Here is a 15,009-nt window from a genome sequence, read left to right on the forward strand (position 1 = left end):
CGTTAGTTAGCAGTTTGGTTAGCCTGCTCGTTTTCGCGACGGGTCAACTCGGTCTTGAGACGAGCAACGTTCTTGCGGCTGTGCTTCAGGCGAATCGGATTCTCCAGCGGGGAAATGGCGTGCGCGAAGCGCAGGGCCTGACCGCTGGTCTGTTCGGTCTTAACTTGGGCTTTCAGCTCCTCGAGCGAAAGACCTTTGATTTCGGATTGCTTCATCTTACTTGCTCTCTTCGTAATCGCGACGAACAACAAACTTGGTCTTCACGGGCAGCTTCTGAGCAGCAAGACGCAGCGACTCCTGAGCTACTTCCAACGAAACGCCGTCCGACTCGAACATGATGGTGCCGGGCTTCACGCAGGCTACCCAATACTCTGGGGAACCCTTACCCTTACCCATCCGAACTTCGGCTGGCTTCTTGGTGATTGGTTTATCGGGGAAAATGCGGATCCATACCTGACCTTCACGCTTCATAGCGCGGGTCATGGCGATACGGGCAGCTTCAATCTGGCGGGCCGTAATCCAGGCAACCTCCAGCGACTTGATGGCGAACGAACCGAAGTCGATGGTGGAGCCCTTGTAGGCCAGGCCAGTCACGCGACCCTTCTGCATCTTCCGATACTTGGTTCTTTTCGGCTGTAACATGAGTTATCGAAAAAAAGGATTCGAGAAGAGAGAAAAGTTAGCGACGGGGTGCACCTGCACCACCACCGCGGTTCGGACCACCAGCACCGGGGCCACGGCCACGGTCGCCAGCACCTGCGCCACCCCGGTCGTTGCCGCCCCGGTCATTCCGACGTGGGCCACGGTCACCGCCACGGTCGCCACGCTCACCGCGTGGGCCACGGTCGTTGCCGCCGCGGGTGTCGTTGCCTTGGTTAGCGGGAACTTGGTTAGGCGACAGGTCGGGCTTGCCGAACACCTCGCCCCGCATTACCCACACCTTAATGCCGATTTTGCCATAGACCGTCTGGGCCTCCGACAGAGCGTAGTCGATGTCAGCACGCAGGGTGTGCAACGGAGTGCGACCCTCTTTGTACTGCTCCGAGCGGGCAATTTCAGCCCCACCCAGACGACCACCACACTGAATCTTGATGCCTTCAGCACCCACGCGCATAGCGGCCTGAATCGACATCTTCATGGCGCGACGGAAGGAGATACGAGCCTGGAGCTGCTGAGCAATGCTCTCACCAACCAGTTTCGCGTCGAGTTCTGGACGCTTAATTTCGAAGATGTTGATCTGAACGTCCTTGCTGGTGATCTGCTTCAGCTCGTCTTTGATCTTATCCACTTCGGCGCCGCCCTTGCCAATAACCACGCCCGGACGAGCGGTGTTGATGGTGATGGTGATGCGCTTCAGCGTACGCTCGATTACGATGCGGCTAATGCCACCTTTCGGAATCCGAGCCATGATGTATTTGCGGATTTTTTCGTCCTCAACCAGCTTGTCGGCAAAGTCCTTGCCGCCGTACCAGTTCGAGTCCCATCCTTTGATGACGCCCAGACGGAAGCCAACCGGATTTACTTTCTGTCCCATAGTGCTATGCGGTGGCTTCTGCCTTCGTTTCAGTTGATTTCTTAGCCGAGCTACGACGCGTGGTCTTCGCTTTGCCTTCAGCGTTGGCTTCGGTGCCTTTCGTCTCAGCAGCCTGTTGAGCAGCAGCTTTGCTACCCAGGGGCTCTACTTTCGAGTCAATTACCAGCGTCACGTGGTTGGAACGCTTGCGGATGCGGTGACCACGACCCTGAGGGGCGGGGCGCAAACGCTTCAGCTGACGGCCTTCGTCTACGAAAATCTCCTTGATGTAGAGATTAGCATCCTCGATTCGCTCGTCTTCGTTTTTCTGCTGCCAGTTGGCCAGAGCCGACAGGAGCAGTTTTTCGATCCGCTCAGCACCCGAGTTGGCTTCGAATTTCAGCAAGCCCAGGGCGCGGGTCACTTTCTGACCGCGAACCATGTTGGCTACCAGCCGCATCTTGCGCGGCGAGGTAGGCACGTTATTGAGTTTAGCTCTTGCTTCCATCTTAGCGCTTGCCTTTATCTTTCTTGGCTACGTGGCCGCGGAAGTTGCGGGTAGGAGCAAACTCACCGAGCTTGTGACCTACCATGTTTTCCGTGACGAAAACCGGGATGAACTTATTACCGTTGTGAACCGCGAAAGTATGCGTCACGAAATCCGGGGAAATCATGGAGCGGCGTGACCAGGTCTTGATAACCGACTTTTTGCCGGAACCTTCCATCGCTACTACTTTCTTCTCGAGCCGAAAGTCAATGTACGGCCCTTTTTTTAGTGAACGTGCCATTGATTATCTCTTGCCTTTACGGTTAACGATGAGCTGTTCGGAGTACTTGTTCTTGTTACGGGTCTTCTGACCTTTCGAGAAGATACCGTTACGGCTGCGTGGGTGACCACCGGACGATTTGCCTTCGCCACCACCCATTGGGTGATCGACGGGGTTCATAGCCACACCACGAACACGCGGACGACGACCCATCCAACGATTCCGACCGGCTTTGCCCATCCGAACGTTCATGTGGTCACCATTCGAAACGGTACCGACGGTAGCCATGCAGGTCACCAGGACCATGCGCATCTCACCGGAAGGCAGTTTCAGCGTAGCGTATTTGTCTTCGCGGGCCACGAGCTGGGCGTACGTGCCAGCCGAGCGAGCCATGGCTGCACCATTACCGGGCATCAGCTCGATGTTGTGCAGGATGGTACCCAGCGGGATTTCACGCAGCGTCAGCGCGTTGCCAACTTCGGGCGCAACACCAGGGCCCGATACCACTACTGTGTCTACAGCCAGGCCAGCGGGCGCAATGATATAGCGCTTTTCGCCGTCGGCGTAGTGCAGCAGAGCGATACGCGCCGTGCGGTTAGGATCGTATTCAATCGTCTTCACCGTGGCCGGTACGCCGGCTTTGTCACGCTTGAAGTCGATAACACGATACTTCTGCTTGTGACCACCGCCGATGTAGCGGTTGGTCATTTTACCCGCGTTGTTGCGGCCACCGGATTTTTCCATGGGTGCCAACAGCGACTTCTCCGGCTTCGACGTCGTAATTTCGTCGAAGGCCGGGGCGATGCGGAAGCGCTGACCCGGTGATGTTGGTCTTAGTTTTTTGAGTGCCATTTTAGTTTAAAATGCGCGTTTCGTCGGTTGCCCGACCCTAGATACCGTTGTAGAAGTCGATTACGTCGCCTTCCTTCACAGTTACAATTGCCTTTTTCCCGTGCGGGCGACGGCCCGTTACCTGGCCGGCCTTCGTGGATTTGGTCTTCATCTTGCCGTTGGTGCGGATCGTGCTAATGCCCGTTACCGTCACGCCATACAGCGCCTCGATTTCCTTTTTGATCTGAACCTTGTTGGCCGTACGCTCCACCTGGAAGGAGTACTGACCTTTTTCGTTCAGGGCGGTGGCCTTTTCGGTCACGATGGGTTTCTTCAGCGTGCTCATTACTCAGCGGTCGAATAAAGTTGTTCCAACGATTTCAACCCGTCTTCCGACAGCAGCAGCGTGTCCGTGTTGAGCAGGTCGTGCGTGTTCAGCGCTACGGGCGTAGCTACGCTCACGCGCTGAATGTTGCGGGCCGACAGCACCACGTTCTTGTCGATTTCGCCGGTCACGAGCAGGGTTTTCTTGCCGTTGTTCAGCTTCAGACCCGACAGGATCGAGAGGAAATCTTTCGTTTTAGGAGCGCTCAGGCTGATGTTCTCAACCAGGGCGATTTTGCCATCCTGGGCCAGCGTCGACAGAGCCGACAGACGAGCCAGGCGCTTGGTTTTTTTGTTGAGCTTGAAGCCGTAGTCACGGGGCTCAGGACCGAATACACGGCCACCACCAATGAATACCGGCGACTTCATGCTGCCGGCGCGGGCGCCGCCCGTACCTTTTTGCTTCTTGAGCTTCTTCGTGGTGCCGTGCACCTCGTTGCGCTGCTTCGACTTGTGCGTGCCCTGGCGCTGGTTGGCCAGGTACTGCTTCACGTCGAGGTACATCACGTGCTCGTTCGGCTCGAGGCCGAAGATGGCGTCAGACAGCGTCACCTTACGGCCGGTGTCCTCACCTTTGATGTTAAATACTGCGAGTTCCATCGTAATCGTCTATTTCTCGAGTACCACGTAAGAGTTCTTGGCACCGGGAATCGAACCGCTCACCAAGATGAGGTTCTTATCGGCTACCACGCGCATCACCTTCAGGTTCTGCACTTTTACCCGGTCGTTGCCCATGCGGCCACCCATACGCATTCCTTTGAATACGCGCGAAGGCCAGGAGCAGGCACCGATGGAACCGGGGTGACGCAGACGGTTATGCTGACCGTGGGTCTGCCCGCCAACACCAGCGAAGTTGTAACGCTTCACTACGCCCTGGAAACCTTTACCTTTGGAGGTACCCACAACGTCAACGAACTCCCCTTCTTCGAAGAGAGTCGCGTCGATGGTGGCGCCTGCAGCGTACGTAGACTCCGCGTCGAGGCGGAATTCAACGAGCTTTTTCTTGGGGGTGGTACCGGCTTTCGCGAAGTGACCGGCCAAAGCCTTGGTCGTATTCTTCGCTTTTTTCTCGCCGTAGCCGATCTGAATGGCGGTGTAACCGTCATTCGCAGCTGTCTTAACCTGCGTCACTACGCACGGACCCGCCTCGATGAGCGTGCAGGGAATGTTCTTCCCGTCCGGAGTGAAGAGGCTTGTCATACCGATTTTCTTACCGATGATGCCAGGCATTCTGTTATGTGTTTATGAAAAGACGCAAAAAGAAAACGCCCAAATGACGTTTTCGCAATGGGAGTGCAAAGCTAGGAAAAAGTAGGACAGAAATCTAACCCCGCTCCGAAATATTTTCAGGGTCACGTAGTTGACTCAGCTAAGCGGCTATTTGCTGGCCTTCAAGCCGTTCCATTTTGAAGTATCTGCCGCAAATGAATATGTTCTATGTTCGCACTGCCTGAAAGAACACTACTGCTGTTGCCGGGGAGTAGTGAAAAGTGCAATCCTGCCTCGCGGCTACCATTTTCAGGCCGGCCGCCATTGCTGGGATTCATCAGGCGCGGGAAGCAACCCGTTCAGGCTGAGCAGCAGGAAAAACAGGGAGAAGGTCAGACCAATCTGGGTTTCGAGTGTGTACTCGACCAGAAAGGAAAGCGTGACCAGCGTATACTGAGCCACCAGCAGCGGGGCAAACTGAGGCCACGCCCAAAATGCCGGGTAGTAGAAACACACCGCAAACAGCAGCGTGCCCAGCAGACCAAAGGCGACTAGGTCGTAAATGAATTGGTTATGCGGCAGCAAGTAGGAGCTTTCAGCAATTTCCGGGTAGTGCTGCCGAAACTGCCTGGCCATTTCGTCCTGCATATCGGCCTTACCGACTCCGGTTACCGGGTTCTGCTTCATAATGGCCCAGGCCGCTTTGTAGGAATACACCCGCGCCACCAGCGAATAATTATTGGCCGCCTGCGTATCACTCACCTTGCCCAAGTCCTCCTGGGTGTTGATGAACTTGTTGCGAAAAGTCGGAAAGCACAAATAGCTAACAGCAGGCAGCAGCAGCAGGCAGCCGGTCAGATAGGCGGCGCGGCGGTAGTGCTTTGCTCGCAATACCAGCCAGAGGAAGTACATCCCTCCTACCGCATACAGTGTAACCAAGCCGCTTCTCACGGCCAATAAATGCTGAAACAGCGCTAGGTATATGACAGCCATTAATAGCGCCACGCGCCAGGCCGTCGTATTGCGGCCCCAGTTCAACAGCACTACCCCCACCGCCACTGCCAGCGTCACCATCAGACTAAACCGAATGTGGTCGGGCTCGGTGGGCATAATCTTCGAGTGCAAATAGATTTCATTGATGGCCGCTGCGTGCAGCAGATAGTAGCCGGTACTTATCAGCGCGGAAACGACCACGCAGCCGATGAAAAGCCGCCACAGATTCTCCAGCTTCTGGGCCGGCAAAGCTGGTAGCACCCAAAACGCCAGCGGCAGCACCACGAAGGGTAGCTGCAGCACTACGTCCCGGTAATACTCGCCCATGTTTGCTGCTTCCGTGTTGAGGCCACTCAGCAGGTGGATGCCATAGATAACGATGAAGGAGCCGAACAGCGGCCATTGCTGCCGATTAGCCACGCGCTTATATACTAGGGCGTAACTAATGGCCGTCAGCCCGAGGCCGGCAATACCGATACTGGGCAGAATGCGGAAATAGTTAGCCACAAATAGCCCCACAATAACGAATGCGCAGAACAGCGTAGCTGCAAAGTGCAGGCGGAGAATAGTGACGGTAGAAGCCAGAGTTGACGCCATTTAGGTGGGTTAAGAGAAGCGCTAAGTTGGGAAGGATAGTCAAAAAAACACCCCACCGGTCCGAAAACCGATGGGGTGTTTAACTTATTCAACGGGTGAAACCGGTCCTCAGACTTTGATTTCAACGTCAACGCCGCTGGGCAACTCCAGCTTCATCAAGGCATCTACCGTCTTCGACGAAGTCGAGTAGATATCCACCAGACGCTTGTAGGTGCAGAGCTGGAATTGCTCCCGGGCCTTCTTGTTCACGTGGGGCGAACGAAGCACGGTGAATTTTTCCTTGACGGTCGGCAAGGGAATAGGACCGCTCACGATAGCGCCCGTAGCCTTCACCGCCTTCACAATCTTCTCCGACGATTTGTCCACCAAGTTGTGGTCGTAGGATTTGAGTTTGATGCGAATTTTCTGATTCATGTGATGTTGAGTGAAAGCGGGTTAGCGAATGGAGTTACCCTTCTGCTTGGCAATGATGCCTTCGGCAAGGTTTTGCGGCACCTGGTCGTAGTGCGAGAACGTGAGCGACGCCGAAGCGCGACCCGACGAAATCGTACGGAGCGTGGTTACGTAGCCGAACAGCTCCGACAGCGGAACGTCGGCCTTTACCACGTTCAGACCACCTTTGGTGTCCAAACCTTTCATGATACCGCGACGACGGTTCAGGTCACCGGTTACGGAACCCGTGTACTCGTCGGGCGAAACTACTTCTACCGCCATGATGGGCTCAAGCAGCTTCGGACCGGCCAGACGACCAGCTTCGCGGAAACCACCACGGGCGGCGAGTTCGAAAGACAGGGCGTCCGAGTCAACGTCGTGATACGAACCGTAGAACAGGCGCACGCGCATGCCTTCGATTGGGAAGCCGGCCAGCGGGCCGTTCTTCATAGCCTCTTCGAAGCCTTTCTGAACCGGGGCAATGAATTCGCGCGGGATAACACCACCGGTGATGCCGTTTACGAACTCCAGACCTGGCTTCTCCGGATCGGTTTCTTTCGGGCCCAGCTCGAACTGGATATCACCGAATTTACCCCGACCACCAGTTTGTTTCTTGTAGGTTTCGCGGTGCTCCACCTTCTTGGTCAGAATCTCCTTATAGGCTACCATTGGGGCGCCCTGGTTGATTTCAACCTTGAATTCACGACGCATACGGTCGATAATGATTTCAAGGTGAAGCTCACCCATACCTTTCAGTACCGTCTGGCCCGTCTCGGGGTCGGTCTGTACTACCAGGGTAGGATCTTCTTCCACGAGCTTAGCAATGGCCATACCCATCTTGTCCATGTCCGCCTGGGTCTTAGGCTCGATGGCGTAGCCGATTACCGGCTCCGGGAAGCTCATCGACTCGAGGACGATGCGCGTCTTCTCGTCGGTCAGCGTGTCGCCGGTCTTGATGTCCTTGAAGCCAACGCCGGCAGCAATGTCGCCGGCCTGGATCTTGTCGATCGGGTTCTGCTTGTTGGAGTGCATCTGCATCAGACGCGAGATACGCTCCTTCTTGTTCGTGCGGTTGTTGTGCACGTACGAGCCGGCATCCAGCACGCCACTGTAGCAGCGGAAGAAGCACAGACGGCCCACGAAGGGGTCAGTGGCAATCTTAAACGCCAAAGCGGTGAAGGGCTCCGAGTTGTCGGGGTGACGCTCGATTTCCTCGCCCGTGTCGGGGTTTGTGCCAATGATGGGAGGCATATCCAGCGGCGAAGGCAGGTAGGCCATTACGCCGTCCAGCATCGACTGTACGCCTTTGTTTTTAAAGGCCGAACCGCACATTACGGGCGAGAACTTCATGTCGATAACCGCCTGGCGGATAACGACCATCATTTCCTCTTTCGTGATGGAATCAGGGTTCTCGAAGAACTTCTCCAGCAGCGCGTCGTCGTACTCGGCAACGCTTTCTACCAGCTTCTGACGCCACTCGGCTACCGTGTCCACCAAATCCGCGGGAACCGGGATTTCGTGGTACGACTTGCCCTGGGTAGCATCATCCCATACGATGGCCTTACCAGTCAGCAGGTCAACGACACCCTTGAAGGTATCCTCGGCGCCGATTGGAATTTGCAGCGGTACGGGGTTGGCACCCAGCTTTTCCTTGATTTCGGATACGGCCTTGAAGAAGTCAGCACCGGCACGGTCCATCTTGTTGACGAAGCAGATGCGGGGCACCTTGTACTTGTCAGCCTGACGCCATACGGTTTCCGACTGCGGCTCCACGCCCGATACGGCGCAGAACAGAGCAACGGCACCATCGAGTACGCGCAGCGAGCGTTCCACTTCTACCGTGAAGTCAACGTGGCCGGGAGTATCGATGAGGTTGATCTTGTACTGCTTGGTGTCCGGGGTTGGGTCACCGTTAGCATCGGTCGGGTAGTTCCAGAACGTAGTAGTAGCAGCCGACGTGATGGTGATACCACGCTCCTGCTCCTGCTCCATCCAGTCCATCGTGGCGGCACCTTCGTGCACTTCCCCGATCTTGTGGGTCTTACCGGTATAGTAGAGAATGCGCTCCGACGTGGTGGTTTTACCAGCATCGATGTGCGCCATAATCCCGATATTCCGGAGGTATTGCAGATCTTTATTAACAGCCATGTCTATTTGAATGAGTGAATGTGTGATTAGTGCCTGAGCAGCCGGCGGAGTGTGGCCTTAACCAAACCCCGGGGCTACGCATTCACTGAAGCACTCATCTATGTTAGAAGCGGAAGTGCGAGAAGGCCTTGTTAGCCTCGGCCATACGGTGGGTGTCGTCCTTCTTTTTCACGGAAGCACCTTCCCCTTTGGCGGCAGCAATGATTTCGCCGGCCAGCTTGTCCTTCATGGTTTTCTCACCACGACGACGGGCGTACTGAATCATCCATTTGGCACCTACCGAGATACGACGGTCGGGGCGAACTTCGATTGGCACCTGGAAGGTAGCACCACCTACGCGGCGGCTCTTCACTTCTACGGTCGGCATCACGTTGTTCAGTGCCTTGCGCCACATTTCCAGGCCATTTTCCTTCGTGCGCTGCTCTACAATTTCGCAGGCGTCGTAGAAAATGCCGTAGGCAAGGTTTTTCTTTCCGTCATACATCATGTAATTGACGAAACGGGTTACCAGCGTCTCCTTGAACTTGGGGTCGGGCAGGAGGATGCGCTTCTTTGGTTTTGACTTTCTCATGGGTTCAGATGTGAGCCGGATGGCGGGAGCCGCGGGATAAGAACCATTTTCTATCCAACGCGGGGCCCGACTCCACTCGTATCAATTACTTTTTCTTGCCGGGGGCTGGCTTGCCACCTTTGCCGGTCGCCACTGGCTGACCTGGCTTCGGACGCTTGGCACCATACTTCGAGCGACGTTGCGTACGGCCGTTTACACCGGCTGTATCGAGGGCACCACGGATGATGTGGTAACGTACGCCCGGAAGGTCTTTCACACGACCACCACGGATCAGCACGATGCTGTGCTCCTGCAGGTTGTGACCTTCACCCGGAATGTAGGCGTTAACCTCTTTGCCGTTGGTGAGACGCACACGGGCCACTTTGCGCATAGCCGAGTTCGGCTTTTTGGGCGTGGTGGTGTACACACGGGTGCATACGCCACGGCGCTGCGGGCACGAGTCAAGGGCGGGCGACTTCGACTTGGTCGTCAGCTTCTCGCGGCCTTTTCGTACTAATTGGTTAATGGTAGGCATTTACGGAATGGTTTGTCAAGGAGGGTTCTCTCCCAAAAAATTAGGCTTGCAAAGGTATAGAAGTCGGGGCGAAATAGCAAACGGGTTGAAATAGTTTGTTTTAGGAAACTCTGACTGCTAGTAAACCGGCAGTGCTCCTACTCTGCTGCTATTCATTTTAACGCGAAAAGGCCTTCAACTCGAAGTCGAAGGCCTTTTCCAGGATGCTATAACATCAGGAAGCCTACGCCTCCCCCATCGTGCCGCCGAAGTTCATTGGGAAGCTGGGCGAGTCGGGTTGCTGCTTGATGGGGCCGAAGGTTTGCTCGAACCGCTCGATGTTGTCGGCCAGGGCCGAGAGCAGGCGCTTGGCGTGCTCGGGCGTGACGACGATGCGAGCCTTCACCTTGGCCTTGGGCAGGCCGGGCATCAGGCGAATGAAGTCGATGACGAACTCGCTGCTGCTGTGCGCAATCATGGCCAGGTTGGCGTACTCGCCCTCGGCAATTTCCTCCGACAGCTCAATGTTGATGGCGTTCGGGTCCGCCTGCGGGGCGTTGGGGTCTTGGGGCTGGTTCATATCAGAAACATGGGTGTGAAAGAGGCGGGCTTTTTCAGAATGACCAAAGCTACTAAAAAGAGAAAAGCCGGCCGGATTGCTCCGGTCGGCTTTTCTACTACTTATTTCAGCGCAGACTACTCCGAAACGGAGGTTTCACGCTTGCCAACCCGCGACGCCCGTTTCGTTCCCGTTTCCGGGGCTTCCGCTTTGGCCGCTTGCTGGGCTTCGAGTTCCTCTTTCGAGCCGACAATCTGACGAGTATACTCGCGCAGACCGGTACCGGCCGGAATCAGGTGCCCGACGATTACGTTCTCCTTCAGGCCCAACAGCTCATCGGCCTTGCCACGGATGGCAGCTTCCGACAGAACCTTGGTAGTCTCCTGGAACGAAGCCGCCGAGATGAACGACTGCGTGCCCAAAGAGGCCTGCGTGATGCCCTGCAGCGTCGGACGGGAAACCGAAGGCTGAGCATCGCGCACTTCCACCAAGCGGAGGTCACGGCGTTTCAGGCTGCTGTTCTCGTCGCGCAGCTTGCGGGCGCTCAGGATCTGACCGGGCTTCAGGATCGTGGAATCACCGGCATCCGTTACCACCTTCATGTCGATGATGGTATCGTTTTCCTCCATGAAGATAATCTTGTCGATTACCTGATGCTCCAGGAACGTGGTGTCGCCGGCGTCGAGGATAACCACCTTCTGCATCATCTGGCGAACTACCACCTCGATGTGCTTGTCGTTGATTTTTACCCCCTGCAAGCGGTACACTTCCTGAATCTCGTTCACGAGGTACTCCTGCACGGCACCCGGACCCTGAATGCTCAGGATATCCGAAGGCGTGATGGCACCATCCGAGAGCGGCATACCAGCGCGGATGAAGTCGTTGTCCTGCACCAGAATGTGCTTGGACAGCGGCACCATGTACTTCTTCTTGACGCCATCTTTCGACTCGACGAAGATTTCACGGTTACCACGCTTCACGGTGCCGTAGGTCACCACGCCATCGATTTCCGACACGACGGCCGGGTTCGACGGGTTGCGGGCTTCGAACAGTTCCGTAACGCGGGGCAGACCACCGGTAATATCGCGCGTCTTGCCAACAGCCCGAGGAATCTTGGCCAGGATGTGTCCGGCTTTGATCTTCTCGTTGTTGTCGACATTGATGTGCGAACCCACCGGAATGCTGTAAGCACGCTGGCCTTCTTCGATATCCTTCTTGCCGGCCTTCACGATGATGGACGGGTTCTGGGCTTTGTCGCGCGATTCGATAATTACCTTCTCGCGGTGACCCGTCTGCTCATCCGACTCCTCACGGTAGGTCACGCCTTCCGTAATGGCATCGTAAACAACCGTACCATCGAACTCGGCCAGAATAACAGCGTTGTACGGATCCCAGTTGTTCAGCTCCTGGCCCTTCTCCACTTCCTGACCTTCGTCAACGAGCAGGAACGAGCCATAAGGAACGTGGTTCGAGATGAACACCTTACCGGTGCCCTTCTCCACAATGCGGATTTCGCCCGAGCGACCCATCACCACTTTGGTCTTCTCACCTTCGGCGTTGACGGAATCCACGGTGCGGATGTCTTCGAACTCAACCACGCCGGCAAACTTGGCCTTGATGTTGGCTTCCACCGCAATGTTGGAGGCCGTACCACCCACGTGGAAGGTACGCAGCGTGAGCTGGGTGCCAGGCTCGCCAATCGACTGGGCGGCAATAACGCCCACGGCTTCCCCCTTCTGGACCATGCGGCCCGAGGCGAGGTTACGGCCGTAGCACTTGGCGCAGATACCACGCTTGCTTTCGCAGGTCAGTACCGAGCGAATTTCCACCGACTCGATGCTGGTAGCGTCGATACGGCGGGTGGTGTCCTCCTTGATTTCCTCGCCCGAAGCCAGGATAACCTCGTCGGTCAGCGGGTCCACAATATCGTGCACCGTAACCCGGCCCAGGATTCGCTCCGACAGGGGCTCTACCACGTCCTCGTTATCCTTCAGGGCGAAGGTTTCGATGCCGCGTAGTGTACCGCAGTCGTTTTCGTTTACGATTACGTCCTGCGACACGTCCACCAGACGACGGGTCAGGTAGCCGGCGTCGGCCGTTTTCAGAGCCGTATCGGCCAGACCTTTCCGGGCACCGTGGGTCGAGATGAAGTACTCGATAACGTCTAGGCCTTCTTTGAAGTTGGACAGGATCGGGTTTTCGATAATCTCACCTACCGAACCCTGGAGAGACTTCTGCGGCTTAGCCATCAGACCCCGCATACCGCCGAGCTGACGAATCTGCTCGCGCGAACCGCGGGCGCCGGAGTGCATCATCATGTAAATCGAGTTGAAGCCCTGGTTCTCCTTTTCGAGGCGACCCATGAGGGTTTCAGTGATTTGGTTGTTGATACGCGTCCAGATGTCGATAACCTGGTTGTAACGCTCGTTGTCGGTAATCAGACCCATCTGGTAGTTCTGGGTTACCGCTTTCACGTCGTTCTGCGCCTGCAGTACCAGGGCATCCTTCTCCTTCGGAATCTGGATGTCGCCCAGACCCATGCTCAGACCACCTTTGTAAGCCGACTGGAAGCCCAGCGTCTTGATGTCGTCGAGGAACTGCGCGGTGCGGGCCATACCCGTGCGCTTGAACACCATCGAAATGATCTGCTGGAGCTTTTTCTTGGTCAGCAGCTCATCCACGAAACCGACTTCGGTGGGCACGAGCTGATTGAAGAGCACGCGGCCGGCCACGGTTTCGATGATTTTCGGCACCAACTCATCCTGCTCATCGCGCACCATCGTGCGCACCTTGATGTAGGCGTGCTTCGACAGAACTCCTTCGTTGATGGCAATAACCACCTCCTCGTCGGAGTAGAACATCATGTCCTCGCCGTCGATTTTCTCCTCGGGCGTGCTGCGCTTGCCTTTGGTCACGTAGTACAGACCCAGAACCATGTCCTGCGACGGTACCGCGATGGGCGCGCCGTTGGCCGGGTTCAGGATGTTGTGCGAGGCCAGCATCAGCATGGAGGCTTCCAGAATAGCGGCCGGGCCCAGGGGCACGTGCACAGCCATCTGGTCACCGTCAAAGTCAGCGTTGAAGGCCGTACAAACCAGCGGGTGCAGCTGGATAGCCTTACCCTCGATGAGGCGCGGCTGGAACGCCTGGATACCCAAGCGGTGCAGAGTTGGAGCCCGGTTGAGCAATACTGGGTGGCCTTTCAGCACGTTCTCCAGGATGTCCCATACCACGGCGTCCTTGCGGTCCACAATCTTCTTGGCCGACTTTACCGTCTTCACGATACCGCGCTCAATAAGCTTGCGGATGATGAACGGCTTGAACAGCTCGGCCGCCATGTTCTTGGGCAAACCGCACTCGTGCAGCTTCAGTTCGGGGCCTACCACGATAACCGAACGACCGGAGTAGTCGACGCGCTTACCGAGCAGGTTCTGACGGAAGCGGCCCTGCTTGCCTTTCAGCATATCGGACAGCGACTTCAGGGCGCGGTTGCCTTCGGCGCGCACGGCATTCACCTTGCGCGAGTTGTCGAACAGCGAATCCACGGCTTCCTGCAGCATGCGCTTTTCGTTCCGCAGAATCACTTCCGGCGCCTTGATTTCGATCAGGCGCTTGAGACGGTTGTTGCGGATAATCACGCGGCGGTACAGGTCGTTCAGGTCGGACGTGGCGAAACGGCCACCGTCGAGCGGAACGAGGGGGCGCAGCTCCGGCGGAATCACGGGCACCATGCGGATGACCATCCACTCGGGCTTGTTTTCCACGCGGGTGGCGGCGTCGCGGAAAGCTTCCACCACGCGCAGGCGCTTTAGCGCCTCTGCCTTCCGCTGTTGCGAGGTTTCGTGGGCAGCCGAGTCGCGCAGGCTGTAGGAAAGCTCATCGAGGTTGATGCGCTCCAGCAGCATGTACAAGGCATCGGCACCCATGCGGGCGATGAACTTGTTGGGGTCCTCGTTCGGCAGCATCTGGTTCTCCCGGGGGAGCTTATCGATGATGTCGAGGTATTCGTCTTCGGTCAGGAAGTCGAGTTGCTGCACGCCTTCTTCGGCGAGGGCGCCCGGCTGGACAACTACGTACCGCTCGTAGTAGATAATCTGGTCGAGCTTCTTGGTGGGCAGGCCCAGCAGGTAGCCGATTTTATTGGGCAGGGACTTGAAGTACCAGATGTGGGCAACGGGCACCACCAGCTCGATGTGGCCCATCCGCTCACGGCGTACTTTCTTCTCGGTCACCTCCACGCCGCAACGGTCGCAGATGATGCCTTTGTAGCGAATCCGCTTGTATTTGCCGCAGTGGCATTCCCAGTCCTTCACCGGACCGAAAATCCGCTCGCAGAACAGGCCGCCCATTTCGGGCTTGTACGTCCGGTAGTTGATCGTCTCGGGCTTCACAACCTCGCCGTTCGACCGCTCCAAGATGGATTCGGGCGAGGCCAGCGAGATAGTGACTTTCGAGAAGTCCTGCACCAGTTTTTTGTTTTTTGCAAACGCCATGTAGAAAGCTGTTAGCTGT

16 protein-coding genes are annotated in these 15,009 nt (G+C 56.5%); all 16 read right to left on the reverse strand.

Annotated features, from left to right (window positions below; genetic code table 11):
- Window positions 1–2: 2 nt before the first annotated feature.
- The 16 genes from rpmC to rpoC all read right to left on the reverse strand — a co-directional run bounded on the left by rpmC (window position 3) and on the right by rpoC (window position 14,990).
- Window positions 3–215: a 50S ribosomal protein L29 gene (gene rpmC, locus BUB62_RS05290; protein WP_073107065.1), complete on the reverse strand. Its 213-nt coding sequence runs from the start codon at window positions 213–215 to the stop codon at window positions 3–5.
- Between the two features lies 1 nt (window position 216).
- The gene (rplP, locus tag BUB62_RS05295; RefSeq protein WP_073107067.1) at window positions 217–642 is read right to left on the reverse strand and encodes a 50S ribosomal protein L16; all 426 of its coding nucleotides are present in this window, start codon (window positions 640–642) and stop codon (window positions 217–219) included.
- A 37-nt stretch (window positions 643–679) separates the two neighbouring features.
- Entirely contained in the window at window positions 680–1,534 is an 855-nt protein-coding gene (rpsC, locus tag BUB62_RS05300) for a 30S ribosomal protein S3 (RefSeq protein ID WP_073107070.1), read from the reverse strand.
- A gap of 4 nt (window positions 1,535–1,538) precedes the next feature.
- Window positions 1,539–2,021 (reverse strand): 50S ribosomal protein L22, encoded by a 483-nt coding sequence (gene rplV / locus BUB62_RS05305; protein ID WP_073107072.1) that lies wholly within the window; start codon window positions 2,019–2,021, stop codon window positions 1,539–1,541.
- A 1-nt stretch (window position 2,022) separates the two neighbouring features.
- On the reverse strand, window positions 2,023–2,301 hold the full coding sequence (rpsS, locus tag BUB62_RS05310) for a 30S ribosomal protein S19 (RefSeq protein WP_073107075.1): 279 nt from the start codon (window positions 2,299–2,301) through the stop codon (window positions 2,023–2,025).
- Between the two features lie 3 nt (window positions 2,302–2,304).
- Window positions 2,305–3,132, reverse strand: coding sequence for a 50S ribosomal protein L2 (gene rplB, locus BUB62_RS05315; RefSeq protein WP_073107077.1), 828 nt, complete (start codon window positions 3,130–3,132; stop codon window positions 2,305–2,307).
- 37 nt (window positions 3,133–3,169) lie between these two features.
- Window positions 3,170–3,457: a 50S ribosomal protein L23 gene (gene rplW, locus BUB62_RS05320; RefSeq protein WP_073107080.1), complete on the reverse strand. Its 288-nt coding sequence runs from the start codon at window positions 3,455–3,457 to the stop codon at window positions 3,170–3,172.
- The gene (gene rplD, locus BUB62_RS05325; protein ID WP_073107082.1) at window positions 3,457–4,095 is read right to left on the reverse strand and encodes a 50S ribosomal protein L4; all 639 of its coding nucleotides are present in this window, start codon (window positions 4,093–4,095) and stop codon (window positions 3,457–3,459) included. The genes rplW and rplD overlap by 1 nt, the downstream gene beginning before the upstream one ends.
- Before the next feature lie 9 nt (window positions 4,096–4,104).
- Complete coding sequence (gene rplC / locus BUB62_RS05330) at window positions 4,105–4,725, reverse strand: 50S ribosomal protein L3 (protein ID WP_073107085.1); 621 nt, start codon at window positions 4,723–4,725, stop codon at window positions 4,105–4,107.
- A gap of 288 nt (window positions 4,726–5,013) precedes the next feature.
- Window positions 5,014–6,294 (reverse strand): O-antigen ligase family protein, encoded by a 1,281-nt coding sequence (locus tag BUB62_RS05335; protein ID WP_073107088.1) that lies wholly within the window; start codon window positions 6,292–6,294, stop codon window positions 5,014–5,016.
- Window positions 6,295–6,402: 108 nt separating this feature from the next.
- The gene (gene rpsJ, locus BUB62_RS05340) at window positions 6,403–6,708 is read right to left on the reverse strand and encodes a 30S ribosomal protein S10 (RefSeq protein WP_073107090.1); all 306 of its coding nucleotides are present in this window, start codon (window positions 6,706–6,708) and stop codon (window positions 6,403–6,405) included.
- Window positions 6,709–6,729: 21 nt separating this feature from the next.
- Window positions 6,730–8,874: an elongation factor G gene (fusA, locus tag BUB62_RS05345; RefSeq protein WP_073107093.1), complete on the reverse strand. Its 2,145-nt coding sequence runs from the start codon at window positions 8,872–8,874 to the stop codon at window positions 6,730–6,732.
- 103 nt (window positions 8,875–8,977) lie between these two features.
- Entirely contained in the window at window positions 8,978–9,445 is a 468-nt protein-coding gene (gene rpsG / locus BUB62_RS05350; protein WP_073107096.1) for a 30S ribosomal protein S7, read from the reverse strand.
- A gap of 85 nt (window positions 9,446–9,530) precedes the next feature.
- Entirely contained in the window at window positions 9,531–9,959 is a 429-nt protein-coding gene (gene rpsL / locus BUB62_RS05355; RefSeq protein ID WP_073107099.1) for a 30S ribosomal protein S12, read from the reverse strand.
- A gap of 223 nt (window positions 9,960–10,182) precedes the next feature.
- Window positions 10,183–10,518, reverse strand: coding sequence for a DUF3467 domain-containing protein (locus tag BUB62_RS05360; RefSeq protein WP_073107102.1), 336 nt, complete (start codon window positions 10,516–10,518; stop codon window positions 10,183–10,185).
- Window positions 10,519–10,634: 116 nt separating this feature from the next.
- Window positions 10,635–14,990 carry a DNA-directed RNA polymerase subunit beta' gene (gene rpoC, locus BUB62_RS05365; RefSeq protein ID WP_073107105.1) on the reverse strand — a complete coding sequence of 1,452 codons (4,356 nt, stop codon included), beginning with the start codon at window positions 14,988–14,990 and terminating at the stop codon, window positions 10,635–10,637.
- Between the last annotated feature and the right edge of the window lie 19 nt (window positions 14,991–15,009).

Source organism: Hymenobacter daecheongensis DSM 21074 (genome assembly GCF_900141805.1).
Classification (GTDB): Bacteria; Bacteroidota; Bacteroidia; order Cytophagales; family Hymenobacteraceae; genus Hymenobacter; species Hymenobacter daecheongensis.

Excerpts from the sequence above, each read along its gene's own strand:
- rpmC (WP_073107065.1), bottom strand. The coding sequence starts at position 215 with ATGAAGCAATCCGAAATCAAAGGTCTTTCGCTCGAGGAGCTGAAAGCC.
- rplP (WP_073107067.1), bottom strand. The coding sequence starts at position 642 with ATGTTACAGCCGAAAAGAACCAAGTATCGGAAGATGCAGAAGGGTCGC.
- rpsC (WP_073107070.1), bottom strand. The coding sequence starts at position 1,534 with ATGGGACAGAAAGTAAATCCGGTTGGCTTCCGTCTGGGCGTCATCAAA.
- rplV (WP_073107072.1), bottom strand. The coding sequence starts at position 2,021 with ATGGAAGCAAGAGCTAAACTCAATAACGTGCCTACCTCGCCGCGCAAG.
- rpsS (WP_073107075.1), bottom strand. The coding sequence starts at position 2,301 with ATGGCACGTTCACTAAAAAAAGGGCCGTACATTGACTTTCGGCTCGAG.
- rplB (WP_073107077.1), bottom strand. The coding sequence starts at position 3,132 with ATGGCACTCAAAAAACTAAGACCAACATCACCGGGTCAGCGCTTCCGC.
- rplW (WP_073107080.1), bottom strand. The coding sequence starts at position 3,457 with ATGAGCACGCTGAAGAAACCCATCGTGACCGAAAAGGCCACCGCCCTG.
- rplD (WP_073107082.1), bottom strand. The coding sequence starts at position 4,095 with ATGGAACTCGCAGTATTTAACATCAAAGGTGAGGACACCGGCCGTAAG.
- rplC (WP_073107085.1), bottom strand. The coding sequence starts at position 4,725 with ATGCCTGGCATCATCGGTAAGAAAATCGGTATGACAAGCCTCTTCACT.
- BUB62_RS05335 (WP_073107088.1), bottom strand. The coding sequence starts at position 6,294 with ATGGCGTCAACTCTGGCTTCTACCGTCACTATTCTCCGCCTGCACTTT.
- rpsJ (WP_073107090.1), bottom strand. The coding sequence starts at position 6,708 with ATGAATCAGAAAATTCGCATCAAACTCAAATCCTACGACCACAACTTG.
- fusA (WP_073107093.1), bottom strand. The coding sequence starts at position 8,874 with ATGGCTGTTAATAAAGATCTGCAATACCTCCGGAATATCGGGATTATG.
- rpsG (WP_073107096.1), bottom strand. The coding sequence starts at position 9,445 with ATGAGAAAGTCAAAACCAAAGAAGCGCATCCTCCTGCCCGACCCCAAG.
- rpsL (WP_073107099.1), bottom strand. The coding sequence starts at position 9,959 with ATGCCTACCATTAACCAATTAGTACGAAAAGGCCGCGAGAAGCTGACG.
- BUB62_RS05360 (WP_073107102.1), bottom strand. The coding sequence starts at position 10,518 with ATGAACCAGCCCCAAGACCCCAACGCCCCGCAGGCGGACCCGAACGCC.
- rpoC (WP_073107105.1), bottom strand. The coding sequence starts at position 14,990 with ATGGCGTTTGCAAAAAACAAAAAACTGGTGCAGGACTTCTCGAAAGTC.